The following is a 22,894-nucleotide window of genomic DNA, read 5'->3' as shown; positions in this document are numbered from 1 at the left end:
TTGGGTTCCTTAGGCTTGCGGGATATTCAGCCCGGTAGCGCCGCCCGTGTTTCCAGCATCAAGCTTGATACGGAGCGAGTTGCGGCCCTTCTTGCGGGCCTTCTGGACGGAGGTGTCGTTGTCTTCCTCGCGGACGACATCGCCCTGGGCCGTAGCAGCCGAGGGTGCAGGCGGGGCCGGAGCTGGCGCGGCTGGCTCAGACTGCGGGGGTTTGGGGGTCTTGCACATTAGGGTGACCTTTTCAGGCGTCCCTTGTTCTGCTCCTCAAACTGGAAGCGGAGGAACTGGACCACCCTGCCTTCACCGGCCTTCGCCCAAAGCTCTCGCTCGGATTGCTTTAGGTCGGGGTAGGACGGCGGGAAGTTTTTCTCCAATTCCGTAAGCAGAACTTCGGGAATGGGTGGGAAGGATTGAGACATTGGAAAGTAGCCTCCTATGGTGGGCTGTAATCAGAAGCGGGTAACCGCCTCCAATACTTGTTGCTCCAGCTCCGGGATGGTCCCGTCATTGATGAGCGCCTTGTCGAAGGCGTGATTGGAGAGCAAACCCTCAGAGGGATGATCGGAAACCGAGATTTCTACTCGTGGGTTGTAAACGCACCACGTCTCACCACCCATCGCCTTGATGAGGTCGTACTCGTTCGGGAAGCGCATATCGTCAATGATCACGCGCTTGCCCCCATCGATCAGTTTGCGGACCTTTCGGCCAGCAATGGTAATCCAGAGGTTTGTGTCGAGGGCCTTCCGGCCAGCCTCGGTGCCCATCACCTGCTGGATGCGGCGAGAGCTGAGAGCGTCGAAACCGTACTCGGCCAGGGATGTCTCCTTGAGGTGGCCTTCCAGGTAGTCCGGGAGTTGTTCTTCGGGGACGCCCATCTCCTTGAGGAACACGGCAGTGACCGCTTTCACGGGACCGGCGAACTTCACCAGGGAGAATCCCAGCCCCTCGATAAGGAACTGGGATGCGGTGGACTTCCCCATGCGGGATGCAGGCGAATAGAGCCCGATCAGGTTCGGGGTTTTGGAGACCAAAGGATTGGTTCCTTCTTCTTGAAGTCATAGTCGGAAGCGCGGAGGATGCGGGCAACGCGGGCCTGCTGGAGGGCATCAGCTTCGGTGAGACCGGCTCGATTGAAGGCTGACACAACCGAGGCCCACGGGTCGGCGGTGATGCTTTCATCCCAACGGGTTTCGATCTGGCCCTTACGAGCGCCACGGGTGAGCATGTGTTCGTAGGGGATGAAGAGCAGGCCCTCATCAAGGATGCGCTTGGCTTCCACCGGGCCGACCCCAGGGCACCCGGAGTAGCCATCCGTGGTGTCCCCCGTGAGCGTCTGGAAGAGATGCCACCAGTCGGCCTCGGCCTGGGAGATTTCCATGATGCCGTCATCAAGGCGATGGACGAACAAGCCTGGAATTGTCTTCATATCCTTGTCGATGGATACGATGACCTTCTCACCCTTGATGACCGGGGCGGTCGCCAAGATGCCCATGCAGTCGTCACCTTCGAGGCCAGGACGGAAATAGGCATCATGTTCGTCAATGAGCCACTGCTTGATGGTCTTGAGGACCAGGGGCTTCTTCACGTTCTTGCGGTTGCCCTTGTAGGAAGGCAGGACACCGAACCGGAAGTTACCCTCGCTGTCGGTCAGGCAGAGCTTCATGGCGGTGCCGTTCAGCTCATCCATGTAGCGATCGAGCATTTCGAGGACGGCTGCTTTCACGGCCTCCTCGTCACAGTGCCAAGTCCAGTAGCCGTCACCCCAGTGGGTGGCGACCTCCTTGGACGCGGCAGCGTTATAGGCCACCACGTCCGCGTCAATCAGTAGGGTGCGGCTCATCGCATGCCCCTCCCGAGGGAGTAGAGGTGAGGCACGAGTTGACGAAGGATTTCTTCGGTAATGCCCTCAGCGATCTTTCGGTAAACGACGATCTCGCCGCGCTCGCCCCTGACCTTTTCCATCTCTTCAACCTCGACGCGGGCTTCCATGCCCTTGCCGTTGACCTTGAAGAGGACCAAGAAATTATCCTTGAAATGCAGAACCGAACGTTCGGCATGGAGCTTGACGAACTCAGCCTTGATGCTGTCGAGCTGCTCGTGGACGACCCGTTTTACCTTGGCTTCGGCCTTGGCTTCGACCTCGCCGTAGAGCCGAGCAGCATCAGCGGCGTCATGCGGCTGTTGTTTTATGTGGGTCGAGGAGGAGTAATGGTCCCCTCCCCGGTAACTGCGGTCAAACATCAGGCTTCACCTCGCAAGGTGTGGAGGTGTTGGATGCCAGCGGCGGTGATGCGCCACTCCCGGCCGTAGAGACCGGTGGCGATGCGGGTGGTGATGAAGCCGTCAGATGCGGCCATGCCGATGAGGTCGGCGTGTTCTCGGGCGAAATCGCTCTTGGTCTTGAAGGGACCGTGCCAAGCGCGGCTGAGAACGTCAGTGAGTTTCTTTCCAGTTGTTGCCAATTTTGAACTCTCCGTCGATTGGGCAGCGGAACTTGAAGTGAGCGGTGCAATCCCTCATCGCCTGGACGAGGACTTCACCGACTTCGGTTGCGATTGCTTCGCGGGCATCGACCTGCATTTCGTCGTGGACATGCGCCACGAAGGCATAGTCACGGCCGAATACATATCCGCGCCTGGATAGCTCCAGATACGCGAAGACGGTCGCCTGCTTGGCGATGAGGGCACCTGCGGATTGCAGGAGGGTGTTGAGGGCAGCATGTGCCGACCGGATGTGAAGCTTGCGTCCATCCAGGCCGATGAGGTAGCCGCGCTCAGCGGCCTTAGAGACGGCCTCACGAAGCTTCGCGATAGCCGGGGTCTTGTCCAGGAAGCTCTTCTTGAGGCGCTTCCCTACCCGCTTGAGGTCTTCCTCAGTTGGGCTTGGGTTATACCCCAGCTCGTTCTTGGCTGGGAAATACTTCTTGTAGACCGAGCAGCCTAGTCCGTCGCGGACCTCGCGCATTGCGATGTCTGCCACAATAGACCCGGCCTTCGCATCACCGGCACCGTAAAGGAAGCCGTAGATGAACGTCTTGGCCCCACCACGGAAGAGCTTGTGGATTGGGAACCGATCTTCATCTCGCTCAGTCCCGGCAGGGACGAAGCCAAGGGCGAGGACATTGACCCAGTGGATGTCTCCTTCGAGGAGCATTCGGCCATATTCGCCGTCATCGTATCGAGCCATGAAGTGGGCAAGGCATCGCAGCTCAAGGCCCGAGAGGTCGGCACCAACGAGCTTGCGCCCTTTACCGACACCGAACAGGGCTCGGCAGTCCTCACCGTAGGGGGCACCCACTGAGGGCACCTGGGCGACATTAGGGCGGGAATGGGTGCAGCGCCCGGTAACGGCACCGTTCGTATTTACGCCACCATGGATGCGGCCCTTGCGCACAAGGCGAAGCCACGCTTGATCACCCTCGGCAAGCTGGCCGATGCGTTTCTCGATGAGGAAATGGTGAGCGAGAACCTTAGCCTCAGGCCAAGGCAGCTTAGAGAGAATCGTCTCATCGACCTTTGGCTGACCATTAGGGGTGAACTCCTCAGGCTCCCAGCCGAACTCCTTCAATCGCTGGGCGATCATCTGGCGGCTGGAGGGGTTGAACTCTACGAGTTTCTCTTTGAAGGTCGGGACGCCTTTGACGTACCCCATCTTCTTATTGTTCGCCTTGGGGACGAACGGGGTCCGCACCAGGACAGGCGGGAAGGAAGCCTTGAGCTTCTCTGCGATTTCCTGGCGCTTGGCGATTAGTGTGGCATAGAGCTTGGCTGCTTCTTCTTCATTGAAGCCGAAGCCGTACCGCTCCTGCATAGCGATGACAGTGGCGAAGGCATGCTCCAGCTCGATGGACTGAGGGGCATACTGCTTTGCATCGATACGCTTGAGCAGTTCACGGGTGACCGCGATGTCCTGCTCGCAATAGGTCTGCATCTCGGGCGACCAGTTGGCCCAGGGGTCGAGCCCCTGTTCCTCCATCATCTTCGAGTAGTCGCCCTTCCATTCCCCGAGGCGGAGGCCCCAGGCTTCAAGGCCGTGGGAGCCAATGAGCTTGCCTGGAAACTTCCCCTTGCGGGATTGCTTCGCGTCCCAGTCCCCGAGATTGGAGAAGATGAGACGGGACAGAACGAGGGTGTCCGTGATGATGCCCTTAGGCTTGAACCACGGGTAAACCTTCTGGATTGCCGGGATGTCGAACTTGATGATGTTGTGGCCGACGAGTTCCCCGGCCTCCATGAGCAAGCGCACGGCCTGCTCAATGGTGATGGTGATCACAATACCCGCTGCTTCGTTCGGGTTTTTCCAGGTGTCGGCGTGATCATGGGCGGAATACATGACCCCGGTTTCGAGGTCTTCCATGCAGACCGAATGGATGCGGTCCATGGTTTCAAGCAGCCCGTTGCTCTCAATGTCGAAGTTGTAACGGGAGCCTTTGATCGTCAGCGGCGAACCATCAGGGTTACGCCAGATAAAGCTTGGGGTTTCCAAGGGGATGTCCTCTCGCGGGAGTGACACCCACGAGCAAGAAAAAACCCCCTTCGATTAGATCGGAAGGAGGTTCGTCGTGGGGGTAATGTGGGGAGTGACCAGCTTGTGGTCGGGGTACTTTTCCTTGAGCCGCTCGAAGCGGCGCAGGCTACGGGCCTCATCGCCCTGGCGAAGCAGGGTGAAGGAGTTGCCCAAGGCGTCCGTGAGGAACGCGGTGGTGTAGTCGAAGGACCAGCCGCCGAACTCATTGATCCACGCGGCGATCTGGCAGATGCCGAAGTCATTCCGCTGGGCGACACCGAGCGGCGAGAGATCGACCGCGTTGTCCAGGAAGATCACGTTGAGGTCGATCTCCCCGAACTTCGAGTAGCCGACCACGGCGACCACCTCACCAAGACCTTCGCAGGACGGCGGGATGTTCTGGACACGGGCATAGCCCCTGCCCTCCAGGTATTCGTTGAGGGAGTTGAGGGCGTCCATCGACCACGGGATGAAGATATCCAGGTCTTTCACTGGGGCTCCAAGGAAGTGGTCCCTAAGCGCCCCACCGGAGAGAACCGGGTTCGTGCTGGTGGCTTGCCCGATCTCGTCAAGGACTTTCCTCCAGTCAGCCGGAAGCGGCCCCGAGGCGGGGAAGATATTGTGCAGGTTGTTCATGGGGTTTCCTTAGAAGCCGTAGACGTCGAACGAGCGGTCGCTCTGCTGCTGGCGCTGGTAGTTGGTCAGTCGGTTGAGGCGGGCTTTGGAGATGTCATCGTGGGTTACCTGTTCGCCACGGAGGGCTTCCAGGATTGCCAGTTCCATCTTGTGAGCCACCTGCCTTGCGGCATCCTTCGCCATTTCGGCATGAGCGAGGAGATCACGGCGATGCTCGGGAGCAATGCGGAGAGACATGCCGAGCTGGCGAACTTCCACTTGATCCATCCGGTAGGTGTGGTTCTTTCCTGCGTGGACGACCACACGGAACGGCGCGGGCTCGGTGATGATCTGGAATGGGAGCGGCTGGCCATCCATCATTCGGTCGATGGATGCTTCGAGCTTGTCGTTCTTCGCCATCAGCTCCGTTTGCTGAGCGATCATCTTGCTCATCTGCGTCCGGAGAATTTCATTGGCGGCTTCCGCCCGCTCCGCTCGGTCCAAGGCTTGGCCCAGGTAGGACTTGAGATCGCTGATCTTCTTCTGGAGTGCCCGCTTAACGAGCCGGGTCTTGCGGCCTTGGTTCTTGAGGAACTCGACATTGTATCGCTCCAGGGTGACCTCGGCTTCCAATGTGGAGTTGCGCTCACTGAGCGTCCGAATAGTCGCAGCCTGCTTCGCTGCTCCCTCAATGAGGAGCTGGTTGTTACCTTCCAGGGTGGCAACGTGCTGCGCGGTCATGTGCAGCGAGTTGATGGCCATCTTTACGTGCTGGTTCATGGGATAGCTTCCGGTTGTGGATATGAGAACAAAGGTAGAACATTGCCCTGCTCCCCGGCAAGAGGGAAATAGGACAATGTTCCTATGCTGTGGATGACTGGGGGTAGATAAGGATAACATTCCTAGAAAGGAATATCCCCGCACGTCTCGTCTTGGAACGTTTTCTCGTCCGGAAGCTCGGTCTCGAAGAGCCTGCCGGTGTCTTTCTCGTACCCCAGGTAGATGACTTGGCCGGTAGCTTGGCCGGTGTATCTGTCCTTGAGGACGCGGAACGTGGTGATGGACCTCATCTCCTCGTTCTCATGCTGCTGGTCGCGCTCCAGGCCGAACATGTAATGGCACCAGAAGCCGATGCTCCGGGAACCTTTGAAGTGCCTGATCATGACCCGGCCACCTTCCTCGTGGGGCTTGCCCTCAGGGGTTGCTAGGTGGCTGATGAGGATGATCATGCAGTCCAGCTCTTTCACGAGACCGCCGATCTCAGACATGATGACCTCAAGCGCCTTCCGCTCGTCCTCCTCCGCAGCGGCAAGCGCCGTGAGGTGGTCGAGGTAGAAGATGCGGACGCCCTCAGACTTGTTGAGGAAGCGCATGGTTTCCCGGATGACTTCCCAGTCGGTCGCCCCGAAGCTGTCGTAGAGGAAGAGCTTGCCGCCAGCTTCGAGCTGGTCCACGGCCTGGGTCAGTTCGTCATTCGTCCATCCCGAATCAGGGACATGGAAGCGACGACCGGCAAGCTTTCCAGCTACCCGGCGTCCGGTCTCTTCGGGCTGCTGCTCCAGGAAGAACAGGCCCACCGGCTGGTTAAGCTCGGTGATGTCGAAGACGATCTGCTGGGTGAGGAAGTCGGTCTTGCCAATCCCGGTGCCAGCGCCCAGGGCATACAGCTCGCCATAGCGGCGACCGTAGGTGAGCTGGGTGAGAGACCCGAGCCACCAGGGAAGGCCCCACTCGATTGGCTTGAGGAGCTTTTCCTTGATGTCCCCGAGGGTGACGATGCCGTCCGGCCGGTGCGTCTTGGCGTTCCAGATGGCTTGAACGATCTTGTCGCCCTCACCTGCCAGAAGCATCTCATTGGCATCCTTGCGGGGAAGCTCGGCAATCTTGACCTTGCCCGAGGGGAAAAGATCGAGGCAGGCTCGGGTTGCTTCCCTCCCCGGCTCGTCCTGGTCGAACATGAGGACGACTTCCTCAAAGCTGTTGAGCCATTCCAGGTTCTTGGCCAGGGACTTCTTTGCGCCCTGGGCACCGTTCGGGATGGAGACCACCGGCCACTTGTTGCCCTGGACCTGGGAGACCGACATGGCATCGATCTCGCCTTCCGTGATCACCACGCGGCGACCACCGGACGGCCATAGGTGTTGCCCAAAGAGCTGGGCATCACGGGAGGAACCGATGAAGGAAAAGTTTTTGTCGGCATCGCGGGTCTTCTGGCCCACGAGGTTGCCGTCCTCATCGTAATAGGGTGCGGCCTGAACGGTCTTGCCATTCTTATTCTGGCCGACCAGATAGCCGAACTTCCGGCACGTCTCTTCTGTCAGCCCACGCTTGGGCAAAGCGCGGTACTCGCCCTGGATGGGGTCAAACATTGTGGTGCCTTTGGGTTTGGTTTGGATGGGTGGGGAGCCATCGCCGGGCTCGTGGTAGCCGCAGCCAAAGCAATGGCCGTGGCCGTCCGAGTAGCGCCCGAGGTTGTCTCGGGAGCCGCACTTCGGGCATGGCTCCTTGTGAAGAAAGGAGCTGTCTTCTTGCATGGTGGAGGGGTTAGCCCTTGGGGAGCTTGTGGACGCCTTCGAGCATCAGCACGTTGGCGTGGTCGATGATGTCGGCCGCTTCCGCAGTCGTCAGCTCACCGCGACCGACCGCCCCAGCCAACGCCTGGGCGTAGCTGGTGACGATCATGGTCATGATTGCGTCGAGGGAGACGATAGGGAGGCGCACCAGTGGAGGCCGCCGGTCACCCTTCATCGACCCACCAGGAGCCAGAGGTCTTGACCTGGGGGTTGATAGGTGACGCAGGAGGAGAGGATGAGGAGGAGAGCGATGGTGACCGGGAGGAAGATGATGAGAGGCACGATCACTCCCCAGCGAAAGCACGGAGGAGTGCCAGGGCTACGGCGTTATCGCCCAGCATGACCTCATCGCGAACCCGGTTAGCCTCAGCCTTTATAGCTTCGACCCCCGGCAGATAGTCGTCATTCACATGTTCGAAGTTGATGTATTCAGACACATCGAACAGGTCGGACACCGCCACGGTGTGATAGCGGTCACGCTTGATCTCCGTCTTGGCCGGGAGCTTCCCCTCCATAAGGAGCCGCTGTAGCTCTTCATCAGAGATCGCCTTGGCCGGGACAGTGCAAGCCTTCTTGAGGTCTTCTAACTTCCGCTTCTCGATAGTGTCGATGCGGGCCATGGTGTATTTGACTTGCTGCTGGTTCATGATCAGCGGACCCGTGCCGACCGAAGGCGATACTCAGCATACGGCGAACCGTTCGGGTCTTCCTTCATGAGGGTGTCGATCTTCATACCCTGGGCCTTGAGATCGTGGACGCGGGCAGCGAGGCGAAATGCACCATAAAGCCCGATGGCTTCGAGCTGGGTGAGCGAGCGGCCAGAGAGGAAGTGCTGGCGGATGCGTTCAATCTTCGTGGTCAATGTCTCAGGCTCCGTGCTGGAGGAAGTTGCGGAGAAGGCCCAGCTCAGCGGAGACCTTGCCGGACTTGATTGCTGCGGTCGCGGTGGCAGCGAGGGAACGCTTGACGCTCACCTTGCGGTAACCCTTGGTCGGGTGAAGGACGCGCTCGGCGGTGGAGGAGATCGGGCGCTTACGGGAAACGGGCATTGGTTTTCCTATCGGTTATCGATTGCGCATTGGCGCTGGGAACACAGAAGCCCCCGGCCCGTGAGGACCGAGGGTTTGTGAGGGTTGCTATGGTGGGTTCTAATCAGCGGACGCGGATGGTCTGGCCGATCTTGAGAGCCTTGATCTTGATGCCGGGATTGAGCGCCGTGATCTGATCGACCGAGACGCCGCACTTGCGGCTAAGGGCAAACAGGGTGTCACCCTCGACAATCGTATGGTAGGCCCAGCCGTTGTCCTTCGGCGCTGTCTTCGGGGTTTCCGGGACCGGCTTCGGGTTCACTGCTGGCTGCTTCGTGACGAACACGCCGGTCTGGTTGATCCAGTTCCGAACGTCGAAGCACGGGCAGTCCTTGGCCACCTTCGGGAAGTCGCGGTGACCCTGGATGGTAGCCTTCGGGTACTTGGCCTTGAGCTGGATGAGCAGCTCGGCCAGGGCGGCGTACTGGGCTGAGGTGAAGTTGTCTTCGCTGTGACCCTTGGCATCGACGCCACCGACTAGGCAGATGCCTACCGAGATGGAGTTGTAGCCTTCAACGTGAGCGCCGATGGCATCGACCGGGCGACCGATCTCAACGCGGCCATCGCGGCGAATGACATAGTGGTAGCCGATCATCAGCCAGCCTTTGGCGCGGTGCCAGCGGTCGATGTCGGCGCGGCCAATGTCCGCAGAGGGAGGCGTGGCCGCACAATGCACGGCGATGTAGTCCGTGCGGGTACGGGATTTCATGCTCATGGGGTTTCCTTGATCCACCCCAGGGGGATGGTCTTGTCCGCGAACTGGAAGCCGTACTTGCGGCACCAGTCGGCATAGGTCGTTGCGGATGTCTTGGAGATTTTCGCCTTCGAGTTTGAGAAGACGAAGCGGATGTCCAGCTCGGGATGCTGGGCCTTGATGAGGATATGCTTCTGGCGGTCGGCGGTAACGAAGCGGCCTTTGGTTTCGATGATGATGCCGTTCGGCAATTCGAAATCAGGGGTGTAGGTCGCAGCTCGGGCAGGCTTGGTGTACTTGACCTTGCGCTGCTCGAACTTCACTTCGATGCCCAAGGCTCGGAGCTGGTCAGCGACCTTCTCTTCGAGCCCCGAGCGGAAGCCATTCCGAAGTGCATGCTCCCGCATCTCACTGGTGAGGGTGCGGGCTACCATGCTTAGAACTCGACCTCTTCTTCACCAGCCGGTGCTTCACCCTCGTCACCGGAAAACGGGCTCTCGCCGTCTTCGTCCTTGGTGTATTCGTAGCCGTCTTCTTCACCGAAGCCGTAGGCCGATGCGGACTTGTCGCCGAACTGGCGAAGCTCGATGATCTGCACCGCTTCGAGCGCCAGTTTGCAGGACGCACCCACGGTCGTGGTCGGGGCATAGGGGATAATCTGGAAGCTGATCTTGCCGATGGTGCCACCACCGATCTCGACCTCGCCCTTGATCGGCTTGCCCTTGGCATCGAACAGGGCGGGCTTGCGGGTCCACGGCTTGCCGGTCTTCTTCGAGACGCCGGACGCCTTCATCGTGAACTTGAACTCGACATCGCCGGTCGGCTCGCCAGTCTCGTCATCCTCGACGTGGGCATACGGGAGGTATTTGGTCTCCCACTTCTTCGCCTCGGCTGCGTTCTTCGCGTTGGCCTTGGCCTCCTTGAGGCTGTCGGCTGCTTCCTTGTCGCACTTGCTGATCAGGTCAGCCACGCCGGGGGCATCGGATGCGACGATGAGTTTGACCGAGTATTCACCCTCGGCTTTGAACTTGGTGTCCGGAGTGGTGAGCTTCGGGAATTTGAAAGCGCCCTTCGGGGAGTTGAGGGTCGGGCGCTGTGGTGCTTTTGCCATGATGTTTCCGTTGGCTTGAGCCCAAACAGAAAAACCCCCTGGCCGAGGTGGCGCAGGGGGCGAGCTTGGGTGGATTGTTAGGATTGCTATGGTGGGTTCTAATCGGTCAGCGGGGACGCTTCCGGGGAACTAAGGGAGGCAAGCTACGGCCTCGGGTCCATGGATAGGTGACGACCTTTCCGCCTGTGCATCCGCACATCCAGGAGTGACCAGTGAGGAATGGCGCCCTCTGGCCATTGGGCAGCATGAGGATGATGCTATCGCTGCGGAGCGTGTGGAAACCCTTCCCATCGCAGCGGGGGCAATCGACTATGCGCTCCACTTTGTCGCGGTAGCGGAGGTAGATCATTCGCTTTTCCTAGTTGTCAGGTGCGCTCGACCAGCTTGAAGCCAGCCCGTACCTGGGCGGCTGCGTGGTCCATGTTGCGCTTTGCGTATTGGATACTGAGTGCCGTCTGGTGACTGCGGGTTCGCCTCAGCTCTTCGCGAAGGAGAGCCAAGGTCCGGCAGCAGGAAGACACGGTGCTTGTCGTAGGGGTGTCCTGGTTCACGGCTTGATCGCCTCCAGGGTCCAGACCGTCTTGACCGAGAGCTTCTCGGCCTCGACTTCCTTGGGCCACTTCGTGCGGAACTCCCGCCAGTTGTCCCAGGTTATGGGGCGGACCGGCCGGTCGTTCTTGTCGAAGAGCATCAACGCCCGCTTGCGACGGTAGGCGGTGATGGTGGTTACGAACGGTCCCTTGGTGATGAGGAACTGGGTCTTGGCGAGGTCGTAGCTCATGGCTGGACCTCCTCGAAGCGGTCGGCGGTGAAGTAGTTGCCTGGCTTCTCGACCAGTTCAACACCGGGGGTATTCTCCATGCCCGGGATACAAGGCTCGCTGCCGTCAGGCGCACCATGGAAGGTCCGCTTGACGGTGTAGGTCTCGCCCTCGGTGATTGGGATGCCTGCTTCCGGGGCGCGGATGCAGAGGACGGGCTGTCCCTTCTTGAATGGATGGCTCATCGGCGGTGTGCCTTGGCCAGAGCGGCTACGTCATAGCCCTGCTCACGAAGCTCGGTGCCCATAGCGAACGTGATGTTCCGGCCCGACCGCCAAATGGCGATAGCCTTGCCAAGGGTGGACTGCATTTCGTTGAGGTTCGTCATGGGGATTTCCTTTGTCGCGTTGTGAGGATTTCTATGGTGGGTTCTAATCATCTGAGGGAACCTATGCGCAGGTGGATGAGTTAGGCGAAAAAGAAAGGACTCTCCAGGACTTGAGACAAATCCAGAGAGCCCTTCTTGGGCAGCGTTGGGAGGGCTTCGTGATCGACACCGAGCATCATGGCGATCTCCTCCTTGAAGGATTGGAGGACATCATGGTCCCCGTACATGCGGACGAACTCTTCCCGGAGGAACTGGGCCATTGCCCAGGCGTTGCCTGCATGGGTGCCGTAGCTGTCATGGATGAGCGAGAAGGAGCGGATGCCTTCATCATGGCAGCGGGAAACCGTGAGCTGCATATGAGCTGCGTCCATGGAGTGGACCCAGTTGGGAGAGATACCGCTCCCCTGCTTCCGCTTGTCGATCTTCTTCGTCGCCACGTCGAGGGACAGGCGCATGCGCACCTTCTGGAACGTCAACGCGATGCGCTTCTGTTCGCTGGAGGTATACTCCTGCATGACCTTGAGGCCGGTCGGGGTGTTCCAGATAACCGGAAGCCCTTCCTTGGCGGCAATCTTCGCGACCTCCTGGAGCCAATCCATGGCCCCACGAGCAGCAACCACGACTTCGCCCACGCAATCCCAAATGAGGAGACCGAGGAAGGATGCCGCTGAAAAGCCAGTGCCCTCGAAGGGGAACGCCTCGCCTGCACTCTGCTTCCAGGGGGTTACGGTGTCGGTGAACACCTGCTCCCGGAAGCCGAACTCCGACGCCCCATAGGCCAGCGTCATGACCGGGCGCTTGGTCACCTTGCGGGTGATGCCATACGCCAGCCATTTGCGGGCCATGGAGCCATCGCTCTCAACGATGATGGTCTTCGGCTCCTTCGTCTCCTTGTCCAGCACCTCCTTGGTGGTGGTGTCCTCAGGGCAAGCCTCGGAAATCTCCTGGAGCTTCTTGATGAGAACCTCAGCGACCGTGGCATAGATGTCGTTCGGCTTATCCCCCGGCACGAGGTTGACCGCAGCCCCCCCGATCTCGTCCAGGAGCATGGCCGAGAAGTTCTGGAGACCGTTACAGGTGCCGTCCATCTGGACCGGGAGGTGGCTCTCATAGGAGTAGCCCTCGGCCCGATAACCATCCCACTCATGGCAGAACGCAAGCGCCTGCCAGGGCTTCTCAGCGGTGAGCCAGAAGCGGTTATCGTAGGGGTCGGATGCGGACGCGAGGATGCCTTCCTCATTATCCTTCACCCACTGGACACGCTCCTCCATCGAGCATTTGTCCACACCCCAGAGACCAGCGCCGTGGATGGCGAGCCAATTGGCCCCCTCCTCATCGCCAATCGGAACCGAGTTGGCGAACTGGAGGAGACCGTGGGCAGCATCATCACCCTGCGGATTGAGGAACAACGGCACGGCATAGACCCGGCCACGGAAGTCCATCTGGTGAGGAAAGAAGAACTCTTCCTCATCCTTGAACCGCTCGGCCACCCAAAGCATGCGGGAGAAGGCCAGTCGCTTGGACACGGCGCGGGCGTTGGCTTCATAGATGGCCGTCCGCTCGGACTTCCAGCGCATAAACTGGTCCACCTGCTCGACCGTCATGTCCTCCCTCTTCATTTCCGGGGTGAGCCACATGGGCTTCTCGGGAAGAGCGATGTCGTCAGCCTGGGGTAGGCATGCGAGGGTGGATCGATTGTCCCAAAGCGAAGTCATCACGTCATAGACGCGACGGTTGATGGTCCAGGCCGTGTTCTGCATCGCGTTGACCGAGTGATAGACCTTGGGCATGTCGATGCTGTCCAGGTCGGTGAGGTACTGGCGATTGCCGGTTTTGATGAGCCGCAGGTTGCGGACGCGACCGGACCAGTAGCCACCCCGGAACGGTGAGGTCCACGGGCGCGGCGGGAGGAGGGTCGGAAGGTAGACCGGGGATAGAGGGGCAAGCCGGGAGTTCTCCGTGGCCAGCCATTCCATGGTGTCCTTCGTGGCGACCACGTAGATGTTGGTGTTGTTCACGCCTTCTGACTGACGGACGGTTTCGAAGAGGCCGGTGGCCTCGACCACGATCTCAATGAGCTTGAGGCCCACCGCAGTCTTGCCCTCGACCGACCAGTCCTGCCACTCCGCACCCTTGTGCTTGGCATGCTTGGTCATGGCCCGCTTCTGGTGGACGGCATTGTGCGTCTGCTCACCGATCTTCTTACGGGCAAACTCGTAGGCATCCTTGTCCTGGTCGCGGAACGCATTGAAGAACATCTCGTCCTCGATCATCGACGCGATGCGGATAGAGAGCGGGGTGATCTTCGTGCGGGTCGAGACGCAATCGAACAGGTTCCGGAGGGCGAGGTGCGCGACGACATCCAGGTCCGCGTCACGAAGGTAGGCCACGGCGGTGTGCTTCTTGCCTGCCTTGCCCGAGCTGGCCTCTTCCAGGAACGCCTTGATACCAGCCACCACCATCTCATGGGCGTGGATGATCATGCGGCGGGATGAAAGGTTGCTGCTCTCATTGCCCCTAGTCTGGTTCTTCTCCAGTGCCTTCTCGAAGCGGGCGATACCAGCCGACCGCATTTCATCTTCAAGTGCGATCTGCTTTTCCCAGCCGGGATGCTCGGTCGGGAGGCAACCGTGAGCGGCGAGGAAGAGTTCATTGGTGAGGTCGTGAGAGGTCATGGAGAGCCTTCCAAAAAGAAAGGCCCGGTCCCGGAACACCTAAGTAAGTGAACCGGAAACCTGGGCCTATGGTGGGTTGATTTGTGAGAAGCCTATGGTGGGCTGTAATCGGGAGGTGGCTGCTGCCACTTCCTCAATAGTGAGGGGTAACTCCCCCCTTGGGCGGTCATCCCTGCCACAAGTCCTGCCACACGCCGGAAGCAGCACTATGTATAGGTGACCAGTTATGCACTAGTGGATAGTTAGGGCGCGCAAAAAGGGCGCAAAACCGGGAAGTCCTGCGCCCCGTTAGTCTTGATCTATCCACCTTAGACTATGCCGGAGATGATCTTTTAAGTCTCTTGCGTCTACCAGTTTCGCCACGTCCGCATGGGCGTCCTGTTTCTTGAACTTGCGCGACGCCGTCAAGCACCGAAATTGCGGAAGCGGTTCGCGGTCACGAAAAAAGCGAGACGGCCGGATGGGCGGGATGCGAAAAGGGCGCGGAGATCTCTCGCCGCGCCCTTTCGGAAATTACCGCAATTCGATCAGCCGGCGAGCTTGGCGGCCAGCTTGGCGACGTGGGCGCCCTGGTACTTGGCGCCTTCGAGTTCGATTTCCGAAGGCTGGCGCGAGCCGTCGCCATTGGTGATCGTGCTGGCGCCGTAGGGGGAGCCGCCCTTGACTTCTTCGGTGCCCATCTGGCCGGCAAAGGCGTAGGGCAGGCCGACGACGGCCATACCTTGGTGCAGGAAGGTGGGGATGAAGCCGAGGATGGTGGATTCCTGGCCGCCGTGCTGGGTGGCAGACGAAGTGAACATCGAGCCGATCTTTCCGACCAGCTTGCCCTGTGCCCAGAGGCCGCCTGTCTGGTCCCAGAAATTGCGCATCTGCGAAGCGACCGTGCCGAAACGGGTGCCGGCGCCGACGATGATCGCATCGTATTCGGTGAGTTCGTCAACGGTTGCGATCGGAGCCTGCTGGTCCATCTTGTAATAGGAAGCCTTGGCGAGCTCGTCCGGAACCAGTTCCGGAACGCGCTTGACCGTCACGTCGGCGCCTGCCGACTTTGCGCCTTCCGCAACGGCATAGGCCATCTTTTCGATGTGGCCGTAAGCGGAATAATAAAGCACGAGAACCTTCGCCATGATCTTCTCCATTCGATGTCTGGTGTGTGAACAAGGCCGTCTGCGGCCAGAACCGGGTTCACATGTAACGGGTTCGCCCGTGAGCGACAGCCCCCGTCGGGTCTACGCACTGTTCAACATCTGGATACGATATTTCGCTTTACGATCATAAATTCACAACGGAGACCATTTCAGCGTTCATCACGACAAAATCGCTTCTGCCTTCAAAAAATTGGGCTTAGGAGTGTGGCATTTACGGAGGAATACCGATGCCTGAAGCGCCGCAACCATCCTTGATCGTCACCGCCGCCATGCTCGCGATCGGCGACGAACTTTTGTCCGGCCGGACCAAGGACAAGAATATCGGTCATCTCGCCGATCTGCTGACGCTTTCCGGCATCGACCTCAAGGAAGTGCGGATCGTCGCCGACGAGGAGGATGCGATCGTCGAGGCGCTGAACGCGCTGCGCGGCCGTTACGACTACGTCTTCACCTCGGGCGGCATCGGGCCTACCCATGACGACATCACCGCCGACGCAATCTCCAAAGCCTTTGGCGTGCCCTGCATCCACGATCCCGAAGCGATGAGGCTGCTTGCCGACATGTACAAGCGCCGGGAGATGGAATTCACCGAGGCGCGCCAGCGCATGGCCCGCATGCCCGAGGGCTCCAGGCATATTCCCAACCCGGTCTCGACCGCGCCGGGCTTTATCATCGGCAATGTCTACGTGATGGCCGGCGTGCCACAGGTCTTCCAGGCGATGGTCGACAACGTGTTGCCGATGCTGCGCTCGGGCACAAAAATGCTGTCGCGGGCGCTCCCCTGCCCCTATGGCGAAGGCGATATCGGCACGCTGCTGTCGGCCGTGCAGAAGGCGCATCCGGAGACCAGCATCGGCTCCTATCCGAAGTATGACGGGCAGCGGTTCTCAACCGAGATCGTGGTGCGCGCCCGCGATCCGCGGGTTCTCGATGCGGCTGCGCAAGCCGTGGCAGAGATGATCGCCGGCATCGACCGCGCCAAGATCGCCACCAATCCGACAGCCGACGCCTGACCTGCTGCACTCTGTTTCCTCATTGCCGGGGTACGCTCCTTGACCGGGATCAAGGTGCGACACACGTATTTATCTGACACTGGTTCCCAATTCCGTGGAACCAGTTGATGAGGAGACACAGCCATGGCCTACAAGACCATTCTCGCCGTTCTCGACACCCCTCAAAACGCCAGGCAGATCACCGATTTCGCGATAGCGCTCGCCGAACGGTTTTCCGCCCACCTGATCGGCGTGCATGCCGAAACGCTCGCAGCCGTGCCGCTGATCGCGCCGATGGAAATTCCCGACCCATCCGCCGTGCAGATCCTCCAGGACGCCGCGCAGAAGGAAACCGCCGAGGTCGAGCGGATTTTCAAGGACCAGGCGTCTCGCGATGGTCTTTCCATCGAATGGCGCAGCTTCATGTCGTCGGCCGGTTACGGCTGCCACTCGGTGATGGATACGGCCCATGCTGTCGACCTGATCGTCGCGAGCCAGAGCGATCCGGCCCATGCGGATCATCGCGCCGATATCGAAACATTCCTCTTCGACAGCGGCCGGCCGATGCTGCTCATCCCTTACACGATGAAGGTGCCGCAGCCGATCAAACGGGTGCTGGTCGCCTGGAACGGTTCTCGGGAGGCGGCGCGGGCGACCTTCGATTCGATGCCGTTCCTTAAAGCTGCCGAAAGCGTCGAGGTGTTCTGCGTCGATCCGAGCGACCGTGGCGGCCAGACGCCGGAAATGGCGGGCGCCGAGATCGCTGCCACCCTTGCCCGGCACGGTGTCAACGTGACGCTGTCAACACAGGGAAAAAGCGGCATCTCCGCCGCAGCGGCGATCGAGAACCACCTCTCCGAGGGCAGCGTCGATCTTCTGGTGATGGGCGGCTACGGCCATTCGCGCTGGTGGGAAATGCTGTTTGGCGGCGTCACCCGCAACCTGCTCGATTCGATGACGGCGCTGACTTTGCTTTCCCGCTGACAAATCCTTGCGTCGACCGGGGAATTGCCGCTATTAGCGAGAGCCAACAATATGCTTTCGCAAATGGTGGCCAGCCCTATGTCTCTTCCCGAAAAAGCCTTCCCCGTTTCCTGGGACCAGTTCCACCGTGATGCCCGGGCACTTGCCTGGCGGCTCGCCGGCCTTGGCCGGGAATTCCGTGCCATCGTCTGCATCACCCGCGGCGGCCTGGTGCCGGCGGCGATCATCTCGCGCGAACTCAATATCCGCCTGATCGAGACGGTCTGCATCGCCTCCTACCACGACTACGTCAACCAGGGCGAAATGAACCTCCTGAAGGGGATCACGCCTGAACTCACGGTCGACGAAGGCGCCGGCGTGCTGGTCATCGACGACCTGACCGATACCGGCAAGACAGCGTCGGAAGTGCGCGCCATGCTGCCGAAGGCCCATTTCGCCTGCGTCTATGCAAAACCCTCCGGTGTGCCGACTATCGACACTTTCGTCACCGAAGTCAGCCAGGACACCTGGATCTATTTCCCCTGGGACATGGGCTTCACCTATCAGGAGCCGATCGCCAAGGGCGCCAAAGGCTGATTCCTTCCAGCCCTTTTCAAAAATCTCGGCCCTTGTCACCAGCCCGCCCGGTTAAAAATCCGCGCGGGCTTGTCTATTACTAGTGGGTGCAGATTCTTGATATGTCTCAATATGGTACGGCCGAGCCTTCAAAACCGCGCTGAACCGGGCTTCTGGCGCCGGCAGCCGCTCACGAAATATTTCTCGGCCTCGCAACAAAAGTTTCAGGCCATCCCCGCAACTGCCTGAGAATCCTCGGCTATTTCTTCATCCCCGTTATCCACAGCCAAGAACCACAATATCTTGTGGTTATAAAAGCGTTGCAATCTACGCCTTGACGAATCTCTCGGCTCGTTCGACAGTGCCCCTTACGTTGCGGCGGCGACTGGACCGGAATTACGAGGCCGGTTCTTCTTCGAGTTTGACGGGAAAAGATCACGCAGTCCGGCTATGAGGGGCGGGCTGCTATCAGGGTCTCCGTGCCTGCTCGATTTTCCGCTCCGAAACAACGGCTGGGACTGGCGGAAAGATTCTGTTAATACTATATGTAGTAGTGTTGCAGCCGTTATCACCACAACATACAGGTTGGCATCTACGGATGACTCACCTGGGATCGGGAACATTCAACCGGCTGCGCGCGTCGAACGTGTGGGCTGGAGCGGCACATCTGCGCCTTATCATCAGGCGCCAACGGACGAGGATTTAAGGCAATGCGCATCGAACGTCGTTTCACCAAGCCGGAGACAGGTGCTTACGGGGAAATCGAATTCCGCAAGGGGATCAGCGAGATCCGCAATCCGGACGGCTCGATCGTCTTCCGGCTTGCCGATATCGACGTGCCGGCGCAGTTCTCCCAGGTTGCGACGGACGTTCTGGCGCAGAAGTATTTCCGCAAGGCCGGCGTTCCGAAGTTCCTGAAAAAGGTCGAGGAGAACGACGTCCCCTCCTTCCTGTGGCGCTCTGTAGCTGACACGGAAGCGATGAAGGCTTTGCCGAAGGAAGAGCAGTACGGTTCCGAAACCGATGCGCGCCAGGTCTTTTCGCGCCTTGCCGGCACCTGGACCTACTGGGGCTGGAAGGGCGGCTATTTCACCTCCGAAGAAGACGCGGCCGCCTTCATGGACGAGCTCGCCTACATGCTCGCCACCCAGCGCGTCGCCCCGAATTCCCCCCAGTGGTTCAACACCGGCCTGCATTGGGCCTATGGCATCGACGGCCCCGGCCAAGGCCATTTCTATGTCGATCCCTTCACCGGCAAGCTCACCAAGTCGAAGTCGGCCTATGAGCATCCGCAGCCGCATGCCTGCTTCATCCAGTCGGTCGAGGACGATCTCGTCAACGAGGGCGGCATCATGGACCTGTGGGTCCGCGAAGCCCGCCTGTTCAAATACGGCTCCGGCACCGGCTCCAACTTCTCGATGCTGCGCGGCGCAGGCGAAAAGCTGTCCGGCGGCGGCCGTTCCTCCGGCCTGATGAGCTTCCTCAAGATCGGTGACCGCGCTGCCGGCGCCATCAAGTCGGGCGGTACCACCCGCCGTGCGGCCAAGATGGTCGTCGTCGACATCGACCATCCGGATATCGAGGAATACATCAACTGGAAGGTCAAGGAAGAGCAGAAGGTGGCGGCCCTCGTCACCGGCTCTAAGATCGTCTCCCGCCACCTGAAGGCCATCATGAAAGCCTGCCTGAACTGCGAAGGCGGCAGCGGCGACGATTGCTACGACCCACTCAAGAACCCTGCCCTGAAGCGCGAGATCAAGGCTGCCAAGAAGGATCAGGTTCCGGAAAACTATATCGGCCGCGTCATCCAGTTCGCCCGCCAGGGCTACAAGGACCTGGAATTCAAGACCTATGACACGGACTGGGATTCGGAAGCCTATCTCACCGTCTCCGGCCAGAACTCCAACAACTCCGTCTCGCTCAAGGACGACTTTTTGCGCGCTGTCGAGCAGGATGGCGACTGGAACCTGACCGCCCGCAAGGACGGCCGGGTGATGAAGACGCTGAAGGCCAAGGATCTCTGGGAACAGATCTCCTACGCCGCCTGGGCGTCCGCCGATCCAGGCATCCACTTCAACACGACGATGAACGACTGGCACACCTCGCCGGCCGGCGGCCCGATCCGCGGCTCGAACCCGTGCTCGGAATACATGTTCCTCGACGACACGGCCTGCAACCTCGCCTCCATGAACCTGCTGCAGTTCAAGGACAAGACGACCGCCCGCATCAACATCGCCGATTACGAACATGCGACGCGCCTGTGGACCGTCGTCCTCGAAATCTCGGTGATGATGGCGCAGTTCCCGTCGCGCCAGATCGCCGAACTTTCCTACCAGTACCGCACGCTCGGCCTCGGCTATGCCAATATCGGCGGCCTGCTGATGTCGACCGGCATCGCCTACGACTCTCCGGAAGGCCGCGCCATCGCCGGCTCGCTGACCGCGATCATGACGGGCATTTCCTATGCGACGTCCGCCGAAATGGCTTCCGAACTCGGCCCCTTCCCGAACTTCGCTCCGAACCGCGACAGCATGCTGAGGGTCATCCGCAACCATCGCCGCGCCGCTCACGCCGAAACCTCCGGCTACGAACAGCTGTCGGTCAACCCGGTGGCGCTGATCCATTCGGAAAACCCGGACCAGGATCTGGTCGCCCATGCCAAAGCTGCCTGGGACAAGGCGCTTGTCCTCGGCGAACAACACGGCTACCGCAACGCGCAGGTCTCGGTGATTGCCCCGACCGGCACGATCGGCCTCGTGATGGATTGCGACACAACCGGCATCGAGCCCGATTTCGCGCTCGTCAAGTTCAAGAAGCTCGCCGGCGGCGGCTACTGGAAGATCATCAACCGCGCCGTTCCGGAAGCCCTGCGCACGCTCGGTTATTCGGAAAGCCAGATCGCCGAGATCGAGGCATATGCCGTCGGCCACGGCAATCTCAACCAGGCGCCTGGCATCAACCCCGGCTCGCTGAAGGCCAAGGGTTTCACCGACGACAAGATCGAAGCCATCAACGGCGCCACCAAAGCTGCCTTCGACATCAAGTTCGTCTTCAACCAGTGGACGCTTGGTGCAGACTTCCTGAAGGGCACGCTGAAGGTCACCGACGAGCAACTCGCCGACGTGAGCTTCAACCTGCTCGAACATATCGGCTTCTCCAAGAAAGACATCGAAGCCGCCAACATCCATGTCTGCGGCGCGATGACGCTCGAAGGCGCCCCCTTCCTGAAGAACGAACATTTGGCCGTCTTCGATTGCGCCAATCCCTGCGGCAAGATCGGCAAGCGTTATCTCTCGGTCGAAAGCCATATCCGCATGATGGCGGCTGCACAGCCGTTCATCTCGGGCGCGATCTCCAAGACGATCAACATGCCGAACGACGCGACCGTCGAGGATTGCGGCTCGGCCTACATGCTGTCCTGGAAGCTCGGCGTCAAAGCGAACGCGCTTTATCGCGACGGTTCGAAGCTCTCCCAGCCGCTCAACTCGTCGCTGATTGCCGATGACGATGCGGAAGACGCCGTCGAGGAACTGCTGGCTCAGCCGACAGCCGCCCAGGCGGTGACGATCACCGAAAAGATCGTCGAGCGGATCATCGAAAAGGTCGTCCGCAGCCAGGAAAAGCTGCCCGGCCGCCGCAAGGGTTATACCCAGAAGGCGAAGATCGGCGGTCACACCATCTTCCTGCGCACCGGCGAATACGACGACGGCCGTCTCGGCGAAATCTTCCTCGACATGAACAAGGAAGGTTCGGCGCTGCGCGCCTTCATCAACAACTTCGCGATCTCCGTCTCGCTCGGCCTGCAATATGGCGTGCCGCTCGAGGAATATGTCGATGCCTTCACGTTCACCAAGTTCGAGCCGGCGGGCATCGTCACGGGCAATGACGCGATCAAGAACGCCACGTCCATCCTCGACTACGTGTTCCGGGAACTGGCGATCTCCTATCTCGGCCGCCACGACCTCGCGCATGTCGATACGTCGGACTTCTCCAACACCGCGCTTGGCCGCGGCGTCTCGGAAGGCAAGGCGGATGTCGTCTCCAAGGGCCTGACCCGCGGTTACAAGCCGACGCTCGTCTCCGGCACCGGCGGCGACCGCCCGGCCGACATCAAGGGTGCGGCGACCGCCGCCCCTGCCCGCGCCTCGGCCGGCACCAACGTCACCGCCTTTGCCGGTGCCGCCGCCCGCAAGCTGGAACCGACGGTTGCCATCTCCACCTCCGAAATCGTCTCCTTCAAGCGGGACTACGAGGAGCGCGCCAAGGAACTCGCCGAAGAGATCGTCGAGGAACTGACCGAAGAACAGGCAGCCACCACGGCCCTCTTCTCCGACAAGGCCGCCGACGAGGCCGCGACCGCCAAGACGGAAGCCAAAAAGGTCGAAAACGAACGCCGCATGCGTTCGATCGCCCAGGGCTATACGGGCAACATGTGCGGCGAGTGCCAGAACTTCACGATGGTCCGGAACGGGACTTGCGAGAAGTGCGACACGTGTGGGGCTACGAGCGGCTGCAGCTGATGAATGTGAATGGCTGATCGTAGAAACGATCGGTTTGTCCAGAATCAGCCTCAACGAGAACTTTTCAGGCACTCCGGTGCCTGAAAAACTATATGCCTTTGCAAGATCCGGTGCGTAAGATTGCGCAGCAGGCGGGCGTGAGGCCGATCGACTTCGGGATCTACGTCGAACGTCGAAGATCGTGGGATTGAAATGATCCCGGGCCGTCCGAGGTGGACGAAAGCCAGCTTTGCCCGGCGTGCCAGCACATCTGAGCCAGATAATTCCGACACTTGAGATCAAAAC

General features: G+C 60.1%; 25 protein-coding genes. 4 read left to right on the top strand and 21 right to left on the bottom strand.

Annotated elements, in window-relative coordinates; translation table 11 throughout:
* Positions 1–9 precede the first annotated feature (9 nt).
* From RG540_RS06805 to wrbA, 21 genes are all read right to left on the bottom strand, one after another.
* Entirely contained in the window at positions 10–228 is a 219-nt protein-coding gene (locus RG540_RS06805; protein ID WP_038585964.1) for a hypothetical protein, read from the bottom strand.
* Positions 229–449: 221 nt separating this feature from the next.
* Entirely contained in the window at positions 450–1,031 is a 582-nt protein-coding gene (locus tag RG540_RS31080) for a deoxynucleotide monophosphate kinase family protein (protein ID WP_157884594.1), read from the bottom strand.
* Positions 1,007–1,840, bottom strand: coding sequence for a hypothetical protein (locus tag RG540_RS06790; protein WP_038585958.1), 834 nt, complete (start codon positions 1,838–1,840; stop codon positions 1,007–1,009). Before RG540_RS06790 ends, RG540_RS31080 begins: the two co-directional genes overlap by 25 nt.
* Entirely contained in the window at positions 1,837–2,241 is a 405-nt protein-coding gene (locus RG540_RS06785; RefSeq protein WP_038585955.1) for a hypothetical protein, read from the bottom strand. The genes RG540_RS06790 and RG540_RS06785 overlap by 4 nt, the downstream gene beginning before the upstream one ends.
* Entirely contained in the window at positions 2,241–2,462 is a 222-nt protein-coding gene (locus RG540_RS06780) for a hypothetical protein (RefSeq protein WP_038585952.1), read from the bottom strand. Before RG540_RS06780 ends, RG540_RS06785 begins: the two co-directional genes overlap by 1 nt.
* Positions 2,434–4,485 (bottom strand): DNA polymerase, encoded by a 2,052-nt coding sequence (locus tag RG540_RS06775; RefSeq protein WP_197560173.1) that lies wholly within the window; start codon positions 4,483–4,485, stop codon positions 2,434–2,436. The genes RG540_RS06780 and RG540_RS06775 overlap by 29 nt, the downstream gene beginning before the upstream one ends.
* A 54-nt stretch (positions 4,486–4,539) precedes the next feature.
* Positions 4,540–5,142 carry a hypothetical protein gene (locus RG540_RS06770; RefSeq protein WP_038585949.1) on the bottom strand — a complete coding sequence of 201 codons (603 nt, stop codon included), beginning with the start codon at positions 5,140–5,142 and terminating at the stop codon, positions 4,540–4,542.
* Positions 5,143–5,151: 9 nt separating this feature from the next.
* Positions 5,152–5,883, bottom strand: a complete 732-nt coding sequence (locus tag RG540_RS06765) for a hypothetical protein (protein ID WP_162182796.1) — start codon at positions 5,881–5,883, stop codon at positions 5,152–5,154.
* A 140-nt stretch (positions 5,884–6,023) separates the two neighbouring features.
* Positions 6,024–7,490, bottom strand: coding sequence for a DnaB-like helicase C-terminal domain-containing protein (locus RG540_RS06760; protein ID WP_157884593.1), 1,467 nt, complete (start codon positions 7,488–7,490; stop codon positions 6,024–6,026).
* Between the two features lie 175 nt (positions 7,491–7,665).
* On the bottom strand, positions 7,666–7,809 hold the full coding sequence (locus RG540_RS32320) for a hypothetical protein (RefSeq protein WP_157884592.1): 144 nt from the start codon (positions 7,807–7,809) through the stop codon (positions 7,666–7,668).
* A 169-nt stretch (positions 7,810–7,978) separates the two neighbouring features.
* Positions 7,979–8,341, bottom strand: coding sequence for a hypothetical protein (locus tag RG540_RS06755; protein WP_038585940.1), 363 nt, complete (start codon positions 8,339–8,341; stop codon positions 7,979–7,981).
* 2 nt (positions 8,342–8,343) lie between these two features.
* Positions 8,344–8,556 (bottom strand): helix-turn-helix domain-containing protein, encoded by a 213-nt coding sequence (locus RG540_RS06750; RefSeq protein ID WP_038585937.1) that lies wholly within the window; start codon positions 8,554–8,556, stop codon positions 8,344–8,346.
* A gap of 4 nt (positions 8,557–8,560) precedes the next feature.
* The gene (locus RG540_RS06745; protein ID WP_038585935.1) at positions 8,561–8,743 is read right to left on the bottom strand and encodes a hypothetical protein; all 183 of its coding nucleotides are present in this window, start codon (positions 8,741–8,743) and stop codon (positions 8,561–8,563) included.
* A 103-nt stretch (positions 8,744–8,846) separates the two neighbouring features.
* Positions 8,847–9,497, bottom strand: coding sequence for an N-acetylmuramoyl-L-alanine amidase (locus tag RG540_RS32315; protein WP_157884591.1), 651 nt, complete (start codon positions 9,495–9,497; stop codon positions 8,847–8,849).
* Entirely contained in the window at positions 9,494–9,910 is a 417-nt protein-coding gene (locus RG540_RS06735; RefSeq protein WP_051909253.1) for a hypothetical protein, read from the bottom strand. Before RG540_RS06735 ends, RG540_RS32315 begins: the two co-directional genes overlap by 4 nt.
* 2 nt (positions 9,911–9,912) lie before the next feature.
* Entirely contained in the window at positions 9,913–10,587 is a 675-nt protein-coding gene (locus tag RG540_RS06730; RefSeq protein ID WP_051909252.1) for an ssDNA-binding protein, read from the bottom strand.
* 547 nt (positions 10,588–11,134) lie between these two features.
* Positions 11,135–11,368, bottom strand: coding sequence for a hypothetical protein (locus tag RG540_RS06720; RefSeq protein WP_038585931.1), 234 nt, complete (start codon positions 11,366–11,368; stop codon positions 11,135–11,137).
* Positions 11,365–11,592 carry a hypothetical protein gene (locus tag RG540_RS06715; protein WP_038585929.1) on the bottom strand — a complete coding sequence of 76 codons (228 nt, stop codon included), beginning with the start codon at positions 11,590–11,592 and terminating at the stop codon, positions 11,365–11,367. The genes RG540_RS06720 and RG540_RS06715 overlap by 4 nt, the downstream gene beginning before the upstream one ends.
* Positions 11,589–11,735 (bottom strand): hypothetical protein, encoded by a 147-nt coding sequence (locus tag RG540_RS32310; RefSeq protein WP_162182795.1) that lies wholly within the window; start codon positions 11,733–11,735, stop codon positions 11,589–11,591. Before RG540_RS32310 ends, RG540_RS06715 begins: the two co-directional genes overlap by 4 nt.
* A gap of 80 nt (positions 11,736–11,815) precedes the next feature.
* On the bottom strand, positions 11,816–14,410 hold the full coding sequence (locus tag RG540_RS06710) for a DNA-directed RNA polymerase (RefSeq protein ID WP_051909251.1): 2,595 nt from the start codon (positions 14,408–14,410) through the stop codon (positions 11,816–11,818).
* Positions 14,411–14,937: 527 nt separating this feature from the next.
* Entirely contained in the window at positions 14,938–15,537 is a 600-nt protein-coding gene (gene wrbA, locus RG540_RS06705) for an NAD(P)H:quinone oxidoreductase type IV (RefSeq protein WP_038585927.1), read from the bottom strand.
* A gap of 248 nt (positions 15,538–15,785) precedes the next feature.
* Here wrbA and RG540_RS06700 point away from each other — a divergent pair, with 248 nt between their 5' ends.
* The 4 genes from RG540_RS06700 (at position 15,786) to RG540_RS06685 (ending at position 22,609) form a co-directional block, all read left to right on the top strand.
* Entirely contained in the window at positions 15,786–16,571 is a 786-nt protein-coding gene (locus RG540_RS06700) for a competence/damage-inducible protein A (protein ID WP_038585924.1), read from the top strand.
* 123 nt (positions 16,572–16,694) lie between these two features.
* On the top strand, positions 16,695–17,534 hold the full coding sequence (locus tag RG540_RS06695) for a universal stress protein (RefSeq protein ID WP_038585921.1): 840 nt from the start codon (positions 16,695–16,697) through the stop codon (positions 17,532–17,534).
* Positions 17,535–17,612: 78 nt separating this feature from the next.
* Positions 17,613–18,110: a xanthine phosphoribosyltransferase gene (gpt, locus tag RG540_RS06690; RefSeq protein ID WP_038593180.1), complete on the top strand. Its 498-nt coding sequence runs from the start codon at positions 17,613–17,615 to the stop codon at positions 18,108–18,110.
* Positions 18,111–18,799: 689 nt separating this feature from the next.
* Positions 18,800–22,609: a vitamin B12-dependent ribonucleotide reductase gene (locus tag RG540_RS06685; RefSeq protein ID WP_038585918.1), complete on the top strand. Its 3,810-nt coding sequence runs from the start codon at positions 18,800–18,802 to the stop codon at positions 22,607–22,609.
* Positions 22,610–22,894 lie beyond the last annotated feature (285 nt).

Source organism: Neorhizobium galegae bv. orientalis str. HAMBI 540, assembly GCF_000731315.1.
Lineage (GTDB): Bacteria > Pseudomonadota > Alphaproteobacteria > Rhizobiales > Rhizobiaceae > Neorhizobium > Neorhizobium galegae.
The sequence above is the reverse complement of the archived record's forward strand: the minus strand, read 5'-3'. Positions and strand labels throughout refer to the sequence as shown.

Excerpts from the sequence above, each read along its gene's own strand:
- RG540_RS06755 (WP_038585940.1), bottom strand. The coding sequence starts at position 8,341 with ATGAACCAGCAGCAAGTCAAATACACCATGGCCCGCATCGACACTATC.
- gpt (WP_038593180.1), top strand. The coding sequence starts at position 17,613 with ATGTCTCTTCCCGAAAAAGCCTTCCCCGTTTCCTGGGACCAGTTCCAC.
- RG540_RS06735 (WP_051909253.1), bottom strand. The coding sequence starts at position 9,910 with ATGGTAGCCCGCACCCTCACCAGTGAGATGCGGGAGCATGCACTTCGG.
- RG540_RS06715 (WP_038585929.1), bottom strand. The coding sequence starts at position 11,592 with ATGAGCCATCCATTCAAGAAGGGACAGCCCGTCCTCTGCATCCGCGCC.
- RG540_RS32320 (WP_157884592.1), bottom strand. The coding sequence starts at position 7,809 with ATGACCATGATCGTCACCAGCTACGCCCAGGCGTTGGCTGGGGCGGTC.
- RG540_RS06745 (WP_038585935.1), bottom strand. The coding sequence starts at position 8,743 with ATGCCCGTTTCCCGTAAGCGCCCGATCTCCTCCACCGCCGAGCGCGTC.
- RG540_RS06805 (WP_038585964.1), bottom strand. The coding sequence starts at position 228 with ATGTGCAAGACCCCCAAACCCCCGCAGTCTGAGCCAGCCGCGCCAGCT.
- RG540_RS06710 (WP_051909251.1), bottom strand. The coding sequence starts at position 14,410 with ATGACCTCTCACGACCTCACCAATGAACTCTTCCTCGCCGCTCACGGT.
- RG540_RS06700 (WP_038585924.1), top strand. The coding sequence starts at position 15,786 with ATGCCTGAAGCGCCGCAACCATCCTTGATCGTCACCGCCGCCATGCTC.
- RG540_RS06685 (WP_038585918.1), top strand. The coding sequence starts at position 18,800 with ATGCGCATCGAACGTCGTTTCACCAAGCCGGAGACAGGTGCTTACGGG.
- RG540_RS06695 (WP_038585921.1), top strand. The coding sequence starts at position 16,695 with ATGGCCTACAAGACCATTCTCGCCGTTCTCGACACCCCTCAAAACGCC.
- RG540_RS32315 (WP_157884591.1), bottom strand. The coding sequence starts at position 9,497 with ATGAGCATGAAATCCCGTACCCGCACGGACTACATCGCCGTGCATTGT.
- RG540_RS06720 (WP_038585931.1), bottom strand. The coding sequence starts at position 11,368 with ATGAGCTACGACCTCGCCAAGACCCAGTTCCTCATCACCAAGGGACCG.
- RG540_RS06785 (WP_038585955.1), bottom strand. The coding sequence starts at position 2,241 with ATGTTTGACCGCAGTTACCGGGGAGGGGACCATTACTCCTCCTCGACC.
- wrbA (WP_038585927.1), bottom strand. The coding sequence starts at position 15,537 with ATGGCGAAGGTTCTCGTGCTTTATTATTCCGCTTACGGCCACATCGAA.
- RG540_RS06765 (WP_162182796.1), bottom strand. The coding sequence starts at position 5,883 with ATGGCCATCAACTCGCTGCACATGACCGCGCAGCACGTTGCCACCCTG.
- RG540_RS06770 (WP_038585949.1), bottom strand. The coding sequence starts at position 5,142 with ATGAACAACCTGCACAATATCTTCCCCGCCTCGGGGCCGCTTCCGGCT.
- RG540_RS06760 (WP_157884593.1), bottom strand. The coding sequence starts at position 7,490 with ATGTTTGACCCCATCCAGGGCGAGTACCGCGCTTTGCCCAAGCGTGGG.
- RG540_RS06790 (WP_038585958.1), bottom strand. The coding sequence starts at position 1,840 with ATGAGCCGCACCCTACTGATTGACGCGGACGTGGTGGCCTATAACGCT.
- RG540_RS32310 (WP_162182795.1), bottom strand. The coding sequence starts at position 11,735 with ATGACGAACCTCAACGAAATGCAGTCCACCCTTGGCAAGGCTATCGCC.
- RG540_RS06730 (WP_051909252.1), bottom strand. The coding sequence starts at position 10,587 with ATGGCAAAAGCACCACAGCGCCCGACCCTCAACTCCCCGAAGGGCGCT.